The organism is Flavobacterium sp. PL02, assembly GCF_035013205.1.
In the GTDB taxonomy this organism is placed as follows: domain Bacteria; phylum Bacteroidota; class Bacteroidia; order Flavobacteriales; family Flavobacteriaceae; genus Flavobacterium.
On the sequence record NZ_JAYGJP010000001.1, the window covers coordinates 466,378 to 480,268 of the forward strand.

The window sequence follows — 13,891 nt, forward strand, 5'->3', positions numbered from 1 at the left end:
ATGACAAAAGTTGTTAATTACATATCAGAAGCATTCGAGGAATTGAAGTCAAATGTGACTTGGCCAGCTTGGGCAGAAGTACAACGATTGACAATTGTAGTAGCTGTATTTTCAGTTTTATTCGCTTTGGCAACTTGGGGAGTAGATGAATTTTTTGCAAAAGCATTGGCTGGATTTTTTAACTGGATAAAAGCGTAATTTTTTTGTAATGGCAGATAATAATGTGAAAAAGTGGTATGTCGTTCGAGCAGTAAGCGGACAAGAGAATAAAGTCAAAGCTTACATCGAAACAGAAATTGCCAGATTAGGTATGGGTGATTATGTCTCTCAGGTTTTAGTTCCTACTGAAAAAGTTGTAACTGTAAAAGAGGGAAAAAAAATAGCTAAGGATAAAGTATATTTTCCTGGATATGTTATGATCGAAGCCAATTTAGTTGGTGAAATACCTCATATTATTAAATCAATAACTAGTGTAATTGGTTTTTTAGGCGAAATTAAAGGTGGTGAGCCTGTTCCGCTTAGATTATCAGAGGTAAATAGAATGCTAGGTAAGGTAGATGAGCTGGCTGTTAATACAGATACACGTTCAATTCCTTTTAACCTAGGAGAAACAATTAAGGTAATTGATGGACCTTTCAACGGTTTCAATGGAACAGTTGAAAAAATCAATGAAGAAAAGCGTAAACTAGAAGTAATGGTTAAGATTTTCGGAAGAAAAACTCCATTAGAGTTAAGTTTTATGCAAGTAGAAAAAGTATAATTTTTGTTACATCTATAATAACCACTACAATTGCTTCCAATAATTGCAGTGTTAAATTTTTTAAAAAATGGCTAAAGAAATTAGTAAGGTAGTTAAACTACAAGTTAAGGGAGGTGCTGCGAATCCGTCGCCACCGGTTGGACCTGCTTTAGGAGCTGCTGGGGTTAATATCATGGAGTTCTGTAAGCAATTTAATGCTAGAACACAAGATAAACCTGGCAAAATATGCCCAGTACAAATTACTGTGTATAAAGACAAATCATTTGATTTTGTTGTAAAAACTCCTCCAGCAGCAGTTCAGTTAATGGAAGCTGCAAAGCTAAAATCTGGTTCAGGAGAGCCTAATCGTAAAAAAGTAGCTAGTGTTACTTGGGAACAAATTAGAGCTATTGCTGAAGACAAGATGCCAGACTTAAATGCATTCACTATGGAGTCTGCAATGAGTATGGTCGCTGGAACAGCTAGATCTATGGGTATAACTGTATCAGGAGATTCTCCTTTTTAATTAAGAGAAAGACATGGCAAAATTGACAAAAAAGCAAAAAGAGGCTGCTTCAAAAATTGAAAAGAACAAACTATACTCTTTGAAAGATGCAGCTGCATTAATTAAAGTTATAGCTTCCGCAAAATTTGATGAGTCTGTTGATATCGCAGTGCGTTTGGGTGTAGATCCAAGAAAAGCGAATCAAATGGTTAGAGGTGTAGTAACATTACCTCACGGAACTGGTAAAGATGTAAAAGTATTAGCATTAGTTACTCCAGACAAAGAAGCGGAAGCTTTAGCAGCAGGAGCAGACTATGTAGGTCTTGATGATTATTTACAAAAAATAAAAGATGGTTGGACAGATGTTGATGTTATCATCACTATGCCAGCTGTAATGGGTAAATTAGGTCCATTAGGTCGTATTTTAGGACCTAGAGGTTTAATGCCAAACCCTAAAACAGGTACTGTAACTATGGATGTTGCAAAAGCTGTTCAAGAGGTTAAAGCTGGTAAAATTGACTTTAAAGTTGATAAAACTGGTATCGTGCACGCAGGAATTGGTAAAGTTTCTTTTGGAGCTGAACAAATTTATGACAACGCACACGAAATTATTCAAACATTAATCAAACTTAAACCAACTGCTGCTAAAGGTACCTACATTAAAGGTATTCACCTTACAAGCACTATGAGTCCTGCAATTGCATTGGACCCTAAAGCAGTATAATTGGTAGTTAATAATTTTTAGTATGACTAGAGAAGAAAAATCAATCGCGATTGAAGATTTAACTGCACAGTTAGCTGGTACAAATATTATTTATGTATCTGATATTTCTGGATTAAACGCAGAAACAACTTCAAACTTGAGAAGAGCTTGTTTTAAAGCAGGTATTAAATTAGAGGTTGTTAAAAATACTTTGCTTGCAAAAGCAATGGAAGCTTCTGCGAATGACTATGGTGATTTACCTTCAGTATTGACAGGAAATAGCGCTATATTTATTTCAGATGTTGCAAATGCACCTGGAAAAATTATCAAAGATTTCCGTAAGAAATCTGATAAACCAGTTTTAAAAGGAGCGTATATTAATTCAGAAGTTTACATTGGAGATGATCAATTAGATGCGTTAGCAACTATCAAATCTAAAGAAGAACTTCTTGGAGAACTTATTGGATTACTTCAATCTCCAGCTCAAAGAGTTATCTCTGCTTTACAAAACCAATTCGCAAACAGCGAAGAGGCAGAAGCATAATAACTATAAATGCGAGGGAGCTTATTTCCTTGCTGCTTAAATAGCGCACAATAAATAATTATATTTTACAAATCATTTTAAACGATAGAAAAAATGGCAGATTTGAAACAATTCGCAGAACAATTAGTTAACCTAACAGTTAAAGAAGTTAACGAATTAGCAACAATATTAAAAGACGAGTATGGTATTGAGCCTGCTGCTGCAGCTGTTGTAGTTGCTGCTGGTGGTGATGTAGCTGCTGAAGAAGCACAAACTGAATTTACAGTTGTATTAAAAGAAGCTGGTGCTTCTAAATTAGCTGTAGTTAAATTGGTAAAAGAACTTACAGGTTTAGGTCTTAAAGAAGCTAAAGATGTAGTTGATAGTGCTCCAAGTAACGTTAAAGAAGGTGTTTCTAAAGAAGAGGCTGAAGGTCTTAAAAAATCATTAGAAGAAGCTGGAGCTGTAGTTGAGCTTAAATAATTCAACTCAGTTTTAAGAACTAGGTTTAGGTCTTGAGTTATCTCAATGGCCTAAACCATTTTTCGTATAATAAAATATAACAAGTTTTATTATCAAATAGTTTAAAATACGAAAAAGTTTTTGATCAATACGAAGAAAAAAAATTAAACAGAATTGTGTCAGTTTATTTTTAAAGATGTATTGATTATAATAAGAAAGTATAGATTAAACAGTGTGTTTTTACACAAAAAATTACTTTTTTTTAATCAAAATTTTGTCCATTGATGATAACAAATCAGACTGAAAGATTGAATTTTGCCTCTACAAAAAATATTCCTGTATATCCAGATTTCCTAGATGTTCAGGTTAAATCTTTTAAAGATTTTTTTCAATTAGAAACTAAATCTGACGAAAGAGGCAACGAAGGGTTGTACAACACCTTCATGGAAAACTTTCCAATCACAGATACAAGAAATAACTTTGTATTGGAGTTCCTAGATTATTTTGTTGATCCACCACGTTATACAATTCAAGAATGTATAGAGAGAGGTCTTACTTATAGTGTGCCCTTAAAAGCTAGGTTAAAACTATATTGTACTGATCCAGAACACGAAGATTTTGAAACTATTGTACAAGATGTTTATCTTGGAACAATACCTTATATGACTCCAAGCGGTACTTTTGTTATCAATGGTGCTGAGCGTGTAGTAGTATCTCAATTACACCGTTCTCCAGGGGTTTTCTTTGGTCAATCATTCCACGCAAATGGAACAAAACTTTATTCTGCCAGAGTAATTCCTTTTAAAGGTTCTTGGATAGAATTTTCTACAGATATTAATAGCGTAATGTACGCTTATATCGATAGAAAGAAAAAATTACCTGTTACAACTTTATTCCGTGCAATTGGATTCGAAAGAGATAAGGATATCCTTGAAATTTTCGACCTTGCTGAAGAAATTAAAGTTTCTAAAACAGGAATTAAAAAATATATTGGAAGAAGACTTGCTGCACGTGTATTAAACACTTGGCACGAGGATTTCGTAGATGAAGATACTGGTGAGGTAGTTTCTATCGAACGTAACGAAATCATCCTTGATAGAGATACTATTATCGACAAAGATAATGTTGAAGAAATCATCGATTCTAACGTTAAATCTATTTTGTTACATAAAGAGGATAATAATCAAGCAGATTATGCTATTATCCACAATACATTACAAAAAGATCCAACAAACTCTGAAAAAGAAGCTGTTGAGCACATTTACCGTCAGTTGCGTAACGCTGAACCGCCTGATGAGGAAACTGCTCGTGGTATTATAGATAAATTGTTCTTCTCTGATCAACGTTATAACTTAGGTGAAGTTGGTCGTTATAGAATGAACAAAAAACTTGGTTTAGATATCCCAATGGAAAAGCAAGTGCTTACCAAAGAAGATATCATTACCATTGTAAAATATTTGATCGAGTTAATCAACTCTAAAGCAGAGATTGATGATATTGATCACTTATCAAACCGTCGTGTTAGAACAGTTGGAGAACAATTGTCTCAACAATTCGGTGTTGGTTTAGCGCGTATGGCTAGAACTATTCGTGAGAGAATGAACGTTAGAGATAACGAGGTGTTTACACCAATTGATTTGATTAATGCTAAAACATTATCATCAGTTATCAACTCTTTCTTTGGTACTAACCAGTTATCTCAATTTATGGATCAAACGAATCCACTAGCTGAGATTACGCACAAGAGAAGATTATCTGCACTTGGACCTGGTGGACTTTCTAGAGAAAGAGCTGGTTTCGAGGTACGTGACGTTCACTATACGCATTACGGACGTTTATGTCCAATTGAAACTCCAGAGGGACCAAACATTGGTTTGATTTCATCTCTTGGTGTTTATGCTAAAGTTAACGGAATGGGATTCATCGAAACACCTTACCGTAAAGTAACTAACGGTGTTGTGGATCTTGAAACTACTCCAGTATATTTAAGTGCTGAAGAAGAAGAAGGAATGATGATTGCACAAGCAAACATCGAAATGGATGCAACAGGAAAAATTATTGCTGATAACGTAATTGCGCGTCAGGAAGGTGATTTCCCAGTAATCGAACCAACTCAGGTAGATTATACAGACGTTGCTCCAAATCAAATTGCTTCTATTTCTGCATCTTTGATTCCTTTCTTAGAGCATGATGATGCGAATAGAGCCTTGATGGGATCAAACATGATGCGTCAGGCAGTACCTTTAATTCGCCCTGAAGCTCCTATTGTAGGAACAGGTTTAGAGCGTCAGGTTGCGTCTGATTCTAGAGTATTGATCAATGCTGAAGGTGATGGAACAGTAGAATATGTTGATGCAAACATCATTACTATTAAATACGATCGTTCTGAAGAAGAAAGAATGGTTAGTTTTGAGTCTGATGAAAAAACATATAATCTAATTAAATTTAGAAAAACCAATCAAGGAACAAGTATTAACTTGAAACCAATCGTTAAGAAAGGTGATAGAGTTGCACTTGGTCAAGTATTGTCAGAAGGATATGCTACACAAAATGGAGAATTAGCTTTAGGTCGTAACCTAAAAGTTGCGTTCATGCCATGGAAAGGATATAACTTTGAGGATGCGATTGTAATTTCTGAAAAAGTAGTTCGTGATGATATCTTTACGTCAATTCACGTAGATGATTATTCATTAGAAGTTAGAGATACAAAATTAGGTAACGAAGAGTTAACTAATGATATTCCTAACGTTTCTGAAGAAGCTACTAAAGATTTAGATGAAAACGGTATGATTAGAATTGGAGCAGAGGTTAAGCCTGGCGACATTCTTATCGGAAAAATTACTCCAAAAGGAGAATCAGATCCTACTCCTGAAGAGAAATTGCTTCGTGCAATCTTCGGTGATAAAGCAGGTGATGTTAAAGATGCTTCATTAAAAGCTTCTCCTTCTTTACATGGTGTAGTTCTTGACAAAAAATTATTTGCAAGAGCCGTAAAAGATAAACGTAAACGTACACAAGATAAAGATGCTTTAGGCGCTTTAGAAATGGAATTTGAAACTAAATTTGTTGAATTAAAAGACAGATTGGTTGAAAAATTATTCTTGATCGTTAACGGTAAAACATCTCAAGGTGTAATGAATGATTTGGGTGAAGAAGTTTTACCAAAAGGTAAAAAATATACTCAAAAAATGCTTTATGCTGTAGAAGATTTTGCTCACTTAAGTAAAGGTCAATGGGTTGCTGATGATGCTACTAATAAAATGGTTAATGATTTAATTCATAACTATAAAATTAAGCTGAATGACTTACAAGGATCTTTAAGAAGAGAGAAATTCACTATTACTGTTGGAGATGAATTACCAGCTGGAATCTTGAAATTAGCAAAAATTTATATTGCTAAAAAACGTAAGTTGAAAGTAGGGGATAAAATGGCAGGACGTCACGGTAACAAAGGTATTGTTGCAAGAATCGTTCGTCATGAAGATATGCCTTTCCTTGAAGACGGAACACCTGTAGATATCGTATTGAACCCACTTGGGGTACCATCTCGTATGAACATTGGTCAGATTTATGAAACGGTTTTAGGTTGGGCTGGACAAAATTTAGGTAGAAAATTTGCTACTCCAATTTTTGATGGTGCTACTTTAGATCAAATCAATGAATTGACTGACGAAGCAGGAATACCAAGATTCGGTCATACATATTTATATGATGGAGGAACTGGAGAACGTTTCCACCAAAGAGCAACTGTAGGTGTAATTTACATGTTGAAATTAGGGCACATGGTAGATGATAAGATGCACGCACGTTCTATCGGACCATACTCGTTGATTACTCAACAACCACTTGGAGGTAAAGCTCAATTTGGAGGTCAGCGTTTTGGAGAGATGGAGGTTTGGGCACTTGAGGCTTATGGAGCATCAAGTACACTACGTGAAATCTTAACTGTTAAGTCGGATGACGTTATTGGTAGAGCTAAAACTTACGAAGCAATCGTTAAGGGAGAGTCTATGCCAGAACCAGGTTTACCAGAATCATTCAATGTATTGATGCACGAATTGAAAGGTCTAGGACTTGATATTCGTCTAGAAGAATAAATATAAGTTATCAGTCACAGTCTCAGTATTCAGTTCAACGCTGAAAACTGGGACTGAAACTGTTTACCAGAATTAAAGTTTTTAAGATTTATACCCGTAACCCGTTCCGATTTTTTATAACAATGCAAGGCATTTTATAACTAGCGCTTCAAAAATTGAGTTTGAAGTTTAGAGAAGTAACCCGAGGTAGCAGCGTAATGATTTAACTCTTTTATAAGGTAACTTTTAAAAGATGTAGATTATAATCTAAAATCAATTTTTAATAGCAAATAAATCAATAGTAAAAACTATGATGAATAATAGAAATAATAATAAAGATAAAAATCCAGTTAAAAGATTTAATAAAATCTCTATTGGATTGGCTTCACCAGAATCTATCTTGAAAGAATCAAGAGGAGAGGTTTTAAAGCCAGAAACAATAAACTACAGAACTCACAAACCAGAACGTGACGGACTTTTTTGCGAAAGAATCTTCGGACCTGTTAAGGATTTTGAATGTGCTTGTGGTAAATACAAAAGAATTCGTTACAAAGGTATTATATGTGACCGTTGTGGTGTTGAAGTTACTGAGAAAAAAGTACGTCGTGATAGAGTAGGACATATCAACCTTGTTGTGCCTATTGCTCATATCTGGTACTTCCGTTCTCTTCCTAATAAAATTGGTTATATCCTTGGACTTCCTTCTAAGAAATTAGATATGATTATTTACTACGAAAGATACGTAGTAATTCAAGCAGGTATTGCTAAAAATGCAGATGGCGAATCTTTACAAAGATTAGACTTTTTAACTGAAGAAGAATATTTAAATATTTTAGATTCTCTTCCTCAGGACAATCAATATTTAGATGATTTTGATCCTAATAAATTTGTTGCCAAAATGGGAGCAGAGTGTATTATGGATTTATTAGCACGTATCGACTTAGATGAGTTATCTTACCAACTAAGACACAGTGCTAACAATGAAACATCTAAACAACGTAAAACAGAAGCATTAAAAAGATTACAAGTAGTTGAGTCTTTCCGTGAGTCTAACTTAAACCGCGAAAACCGTCCAGAATGGATGATTATGAAAGTGGTTCCAGTTATTCCACCAGAATTACGTCCGCTTGTGCCACTTGATGGAGGTCGTTTTGCAACTTCAGATTTAAATGATTTATACCGTCGTGTAATTATACGTAACAACCGTTTGAAAAGATTAATGGAGATTAAAGCTCCAGAAGTTATCTTAAGAAACGAAAAACGTATGTTACAAGAATCTGTAGATTCATTATTTGATAACACTCGTAAAGCTTCTGCAGTTAAAACAGAATCAAACAGACCATTAAAATCATTATCAGATTCATTAAAAGGTAAACAAGGACGTTTCCGTCAAAACCTTTTAGGAAAACGTGTGGATTATTCTGCTCGTTCGGTAATTGTTGTTGGACCAGAATTAAAATTGTTCGAATGTGGTATCCCTAAAGATATGGCATCTGAGCTTTACAAGCCTTTCGTTATCCGTAAATTGATAGAAAGAGGTATTGTTAAAACGGTAAAATCTGCTAAGAAAATTATAGACAAAAAAGAGCCTGTAGTTTGGGATATCCTTGAAAATGTAATTAAAGGTCACCCAATATTACTGAATCGTGCTCCTACGTTACACAGATTAGGTATCCAGGCATTCCAACCAAAATTAATTGAAGGAAAAGCAATCCAATTGCACCCGTTAGTTTGTACGGCATTTAATGCCGATTTTGATGGGGATCAAATGGCGGTACACTTACCATTAGGACCAGAGGCTATTTTGGAAGCTCAATTGTTAATGTTGGCTTCTCACAATATCTTGAACCCTGCTAACGGTGCGCCAATTACTGTACCTTCTCAGGATATGGTCTTGGGTCTATACTATATGACCAAAGAGCGTCTTTCTACTCCAGATCATAAAATTTTAGGTGAAGGCTTAACTTTTTACTCTGCAGAAGAAGTGAATATTGCATTAAATGAAGGAAGATTAGAATTGAATGCTTCAGTGAGAATTAGAGCAAAAGATTTTAATGAAGCTGGAGAATTAGTGTATCAGATTATTAAAACTACCGCTGGTCGTGTATTGTTTAATGAAGTGGTACCAGAAGCTGCAGGATACATAAATGATGTATTGACTAAGAAAAACCTTAGAGATATTATTGGACACGTTTTAAGCGCTACCAATGTACCTATGACGGCTGCCTTCTTGGACAATATGAAAGATATGGGGTATAAATTCGCATTTAGAGGAGGTTTATCATTCTCTCTTGGTGATATTAGAATTCCAGAACAAAAAACAAAATTAATTGCAGATGCCAGAGAGCAAGTTGAAGGTATTTCTGTGAATTATAACATGGGTCTTATTACTAATAACGAACGTTACAACCAAGTTATTGACGTATGGACTTCTGCAAATGCTCAATTAACTGAGTTAGCAATGAAAAATATTAGAGAAGACCAACAAGGTTTCAACTCGGTATATATGATGCTTGACTCTGGGGCGAGGGGTTCTAAGGAACAGATTCGTCAGTTAACTGGTATGCGTGGTTTGATGGCTAAGCCTAAAAAATCTACTGCTGGTGGTGGTGAGATTATTGAAAACCCGATTCTTTCTAACTTTAAGGAAGGTCTTTCTATCCTTGAGTACTTTATCTCTACTCACGGTGCTCGTAAAGGTCTTGCGGATACGGCTCTTAAAACTGCCGATGCTGGTTACTTAACTAGAAGATTACATGACGTTTCTCAAGATGTTATTGTTAACATTGAGGATTGTGGTACTCTTAGAGGTGTTGAAGTTTCTGCATTGAAAAAGAATGAGGAGATTGTAGAATCATTAGGAGAAAGAATTTTAGGACGTGTTGCATTGCAAGATGTAATTAATCCTTTAACAAGTGACTATTTAGTTAGATCTGGTGAGCAAATCACAGAAGCTATAATGAAAGCGATTGAAGCTTCTCCAGTAGAGAAAGTTGAAGTTCGTTCTCCATTAACTTGTGAAGCGCTTAAAGGTATTTGTGCTAAATGTTACGGTAGAAACTTAGCTACTGGTAAAATGACTCAAAGAGGAGAAGCAGTTGGAGTAATTGCAGCTCAATCTATTGGAGAGCCAGGTACACAGTTAACATTACGTACTTTCCACGTTGGAGGGGTTGCGGGTGGTATTTCTGAGGAGTCTAGCATCGTTACAAGATTTAACGGTAAACTAGAAATCGAAGATTTAAAAACTGTTAAAGGTGAGGATAACGAAGGTAACTCAGTTGATATTGTAGTTTCTCGTTCTACCGAATTAAAATTAATTGATGAAAGAACAGGTATCTTATTAAGTACAAACAACATTCCTTACGGTTCAAGTATCTTTGTTAAAGATGGTCAATCGGTTGTTAAAGGTGATGTAATTTGTAAATGGGATCCATATAATGGAGTTATCGTTTCTGAGTTTACTGGTAAAATAGCTTACGAAGATTTAGAGCAAGGACAATCGTTCATGGTTGAAATTGATGAGCAAACAGGATTCCAGGAAAAAGTAATTTCTGAATCTAGAGCTAAAAAATTAATCCCAACTTTATTGGTTTACGGTAAAGAAGGTGAATTGATTCGTTCTTATAACTTACCTGTTGGAGCCCACTTGATGGTTGAAAATGGTGAGAAAATTAAAGCTGGTAAAGTATTGGTAAAAATTCCACGTCGTTCTTCTAAATCAGGAGATATTACCGGAGGTTTACCAAGAATTACAGAGTTGTTAGAGGCTCGTAATCCTTCAAACCCAGCTGTAGTTTCTGAAATTGATGGAGTTGTTTCTTTTGGAAAAATCAAAAGAGGTAACCGTGAGATTGTTATCGAATCTAAATTTGGTGACATTAGAAAATACTTGGTTAAATTATCAAGCCAAATTCTAGTTCAGGAGAATGACTTCGTTAGAGCAGGTGTACCATTGTCAGACGGTGCTATTACTCCAGACGATATTTTAAGAATTCAAGGTCCAGCTGCTGTTCAACAGTACTTGGTAAATGAAATTCAAGAGGTATACCGTTTACAAGGGGTAAAAATCAATGACAAACACTTCGAGGTTGTTATTCGTCAGATGATGCGTAAAGTAAGAGTACAAGATCCAGGTGATACTTTATTCTTAGAAGATCAACTAATTCATACTAAAGATTTCATCGTTCAAAACGATAAATTATACGGAATGAAAGTTGTTGAAGATGCTGGAGATTCTAGCGTATTAAAAGCGGGTCAGATTATTTCTCCTCGTGATTTACGTGATGAAAATTCATTATTAAAACGTACAGATAAAAATCTAGTTGTAGCTAGAGATGTAATTACTGCAACTGCAACGCCAGTTTTACAAGGTATTACAAGAGCTTCGCTACAAACTAAATCATTTATTTCTGCTGCTTCTTTCCAAGAAACAACTAAAGTACTTAACGAAGCTGCAGTAGCAGGTAAGGTAGATTACTTAGAAGGATTGAAAGAAAATGTAATTGTTGGACATAGAATTCCTGCAGGAACAGGTATGAGAGAATACGATCATACAATTGTAGGTTCTAAAGATGATTACAATGAAATGATGGCTAATAAAGAAGAATATATTTATTAATTTAGGAAACTATGAGTAATCCGAATCAACAACAAGAGCAAATTAATATTGAGTTAGATGAAAAAATCGCTGAAGGAATTTATTCTAATTTAGCAATTATCAATCATTCTTCTTCAGAATTTGTTTTAGATTTTGTAAGCATTATGCCAGGTATTCCTAAAGCCAAGGTAAAGTCAAGAATTGTCTTGACACCACAACATGCTAAACGATTGTTAAGAGCAATTGGTGAAAATATTCATCGCTTTGAAGCCGCTCATGGCGAAATCAAAGAAACTGAACAAGCACCAATACCGCTTAACTTCGGTCCAGCAGGACAAGCATAATTTAAATAAAAAAGCTCCAGAAATGGAGCTTTTTTTATATAAGAGAATTTGAAATTTATGTTTTAATCAAAAAAGGTTTCTTGAATTTATTCTAATAAGTACTTTATCCGATTTTAATTCGCTTTATCGATTAAATTTCGCCTTGAGCGCACATTTTTTTAACTTGCAAGTTCCTAAAATTGAATACTCGAGGTTATTTTATTAATTCAGATTCAAAAAAAGCGCTACTTTTAAAAGTAGCGCTTTTTTTATATAACGTTGAATCAGATAATTATTCAAATTCAGAAGTGAAAAATAATTTTACACTTGGATATTTATTTTGAGTCATTTGTATTGTAAAGTCAGAATCTGCTAAAAATACTAATTGACCGTATTTGTCTTTTGCTAAGAATTTTTGCTTGATACGTTTGAACTCTTTGAATTCATCATTTTTAGCATCATCAGGTTTTACCCAACAAGCTTTGTGAACAGGGAAGTTTTCATACGTACATTTTGCACCATATTCATGTTCCAAACGGTATTGGATTACTTCATATTGTAGTGCTCCAACAGTTCCGATTACTTTACGGTTGTTCATTTCAAGAGTAAATAACTGTGCAACACCTTCATCCATTAATTGGTCAACACCTTTATCTAATTGCTTAGCTTTCATTGGGTCGGCATTATTAATGTATCTAAAATGTTCTGGAGAGAAACTTGGAATTCCTTTGAAACTCATTATTTCACCCTCAGTTAAGGTATCACCAATTTTAAAATTTCCTGTATCGTGTAAACCAACAATATCACCAGGATACGAAATATCTACAATTTCTTTCTTCTCTGCAAAGAATGCATTCGGACTAGAAAATTTTAAGTTCTTTTTCTGGCGAACGTGGTAATACGGTTTGTTTCTTTCGAAAGTACCCGAAACAATTTTTATAAATGCTAAACGGTCTCTGTGTTTAGGATCCATATTGGCGTGTATTTTAAATACAAAACCAGTCATTTTTTCTTCAGTTGGATCAACTAAACGAGTTTCAGAATCTTTAGGTCTTGGTGAAGGAGCGATAGTAACAAAACAATCTAGTAATTCACGTACTCCAAAGTTATTTAATGCAGAACCAAAAAAGACTGGTTGTAATTTTCCGTCTAAATAATCCTGACGATCAAATTTAGGATAAACTTCATCAATTAATTCTAATTCTTCACGTAGTCTATCAGCAGGTTTTTGACCAATGATTTTTTCTAGTTCAGGGTTTTGAACATCAGAGAAAGCTATAGTTTCTTCAATGTTTTTACGGCTATCTCCACTGAATAAGTTGATATTTTGCTCCCATAAGTTATAGATTCCCTGAAAATCATATCCCATACCAATAGGGAAACTTAATGGAGTTACAGTTAAGCCTAATTTTTGTTCAACTTCATCCATCAAATCAAATGCATCTTTACCTTCACGATCTAATTTGTTTATAAAAACAATAATCGGAATTTTACGCATTCTACATACAGCAACTAATTTCTCCGTTTGTTCCTCAACCCCTTTTGCAACGTCTATTACAACAATTACACTATCTACAGCGGTTAAAGTTCTAAAAGTATCTTCTGCAAAATCCTTGTGTCCAGGTGTATCAAGGATGTTAATTTTTTTATCTTTATAATTAAAGGCTAATACAGATGTAGAAACCGAAATTCCTCTCTGACGCTCGATTTCCATGAAATCACTCGTAGCTCCTTTTTTTATTTTATTGTTTTTTACAGCACCTGCTTCTTGGATAGCACCCCCAAATAACAATAGTTTTTCGGTTAATGTTGTTTTTCCAGCATCGGGATGCGAAATAATTCCAAATGTTCTTCTACGTTGTATTTCTTTTAAAAAGCTCATATTTAATATCAATAGTTTGCAAAAGTACTATTAATTACGGCTTAATAAAAATATTAGCTTCTTATTTAAGTCCGTTTA

General features: G+C 34.5%; 10 protein-coding genes. 9 read left to right on the top strand and 1 reads right to left on the bottom strand.

Annotated features, from left to right (window positions below; translation table 11 throughout):
- The 9 genes from secE to SHI72_RS01985 all read left to right on the top strand — a co-directional run bounded on the left by secE (position 1) and on the right by SHI72_RS01985 (position 11,952).
- Complete coding sequence (gene secE, locus SHI72_RS01945; RefSeq protein ID WP_035619188.1) at positions 1-198, top strand: preprotein translocase subunit SecE; 198 nt, start codon at positions 1-3, stop codon at positions 196-198.
- A gap of 10 nt (positions 199-208) precedes the next feature.
- Entirely contained in the window at positions 209-760 is a 552-nt protein-coding gene (gene nusG, locus SHI72_RS01950) for a transcription termination/antitermination protein NusG (RefSeq protein ID WP_039111377.1), read from the top strand.
- A gap of 67 nt (positions 761-827) precedes the next feature.
- Positions 828-1,265 (top strand): 50S ribosomal protein L11, encoded by a 438-nt coding sequence (gene rplK / locus SHI72_RS01955; RefSeq protein WP_035619182.1) that lies wholly within the window; start codon positions 828-830, stop codon positions 1,263-1,265.
- Between the two features lie 13 nt (positions 1,266-1,278).
- Positions 1,279-1,968 (top strand): 50S ribosomal protein L1, encoded by a 690-nt coding sequence (gene rplA / locus SHI72_RS01960; RefSeq protein ID WP_039111376.1) that lies wholly within the window; start codon positions 1,279-1,281, stop codon positions 1,966-1,968.
- 22 nt (positions 1,969-1,990) lie between these two features.
- Positions 1,991-2,491 (top strand): 50S ribosomal protein L10, encoded by a 501-nt coding sequence (gene rplJ, locus SHI72_RS01965; RefSeq protein WP_039111374.1) that lies wholly within the window; start codon positions 1,991-1,993, stop codon positions 2,489-2,491.
- Positions 2,492-2,584: 93 nt separating this feature from the next.
- Entirely contained in the window at positions 2,585-2,953 is a 369-nt protein-coding gene (gene rplL, locus SHI72_RS01970; protein ID WP_039111372.1) for a 50S ribosomal protein L7/L12, read from the top strand.
- A 263-nt stretch (positions 2,954-3,216) separates the two neighbouring features.
- Positions 3,217-7,029: a DNA-directed RNA polymerase subunit beta gene (gene rpoB / locus SHI72_RS01975; protein ID WP_039111370.1), complete on the top strand. Its 3,813-nt coding sequence runs from the start codon at positions 3,217-3,219 to the stop codon at positions 7,027-7,029.
- 289 nt (positions 7,030-7,318) lie between these two features.
- Complete coding sequence (gene rpoC / locus SHI72_RS01980; RefSeq protein WP_039111369.1) at positions 7,319-11,629, top strand: DNA-directed RNA polymerase subunit beta'; 4,311 nt, start codon at positions 7,319-7,321, stop codon at positions 11,627-11,629.
- Between the two features lie 11 nt (positions 11,630-11,640).
- A complete protein-coding gene (locus SHI72_RS01985; RefSeq protein WP_039111368.1) occupies positions 11,641-11,952 on the top strand; it encodes a DUF3467 domain-containing protein in 312 nt (103 codons plus the stop codon).
- Between the two features lie 271 nt (positions 11,953-12,223).
- Here the strand turns inward: SHI72_RS01985 and SHI72_RS01990 are convergent, their stop codons facing one another.
- Complete coding sequence (locus SHI72_RS01990) at positions 12,224-13,813, bottom strand: peptide chain release factor 3 (RefSeq protein ID WP_323488885.1); 1,590 nt, start codon at positions 13,811-13,813, stop codon at positions 12,224-12,226.
- Positions 13,814-13,891 lie beyond the last annotated feature (78 nt).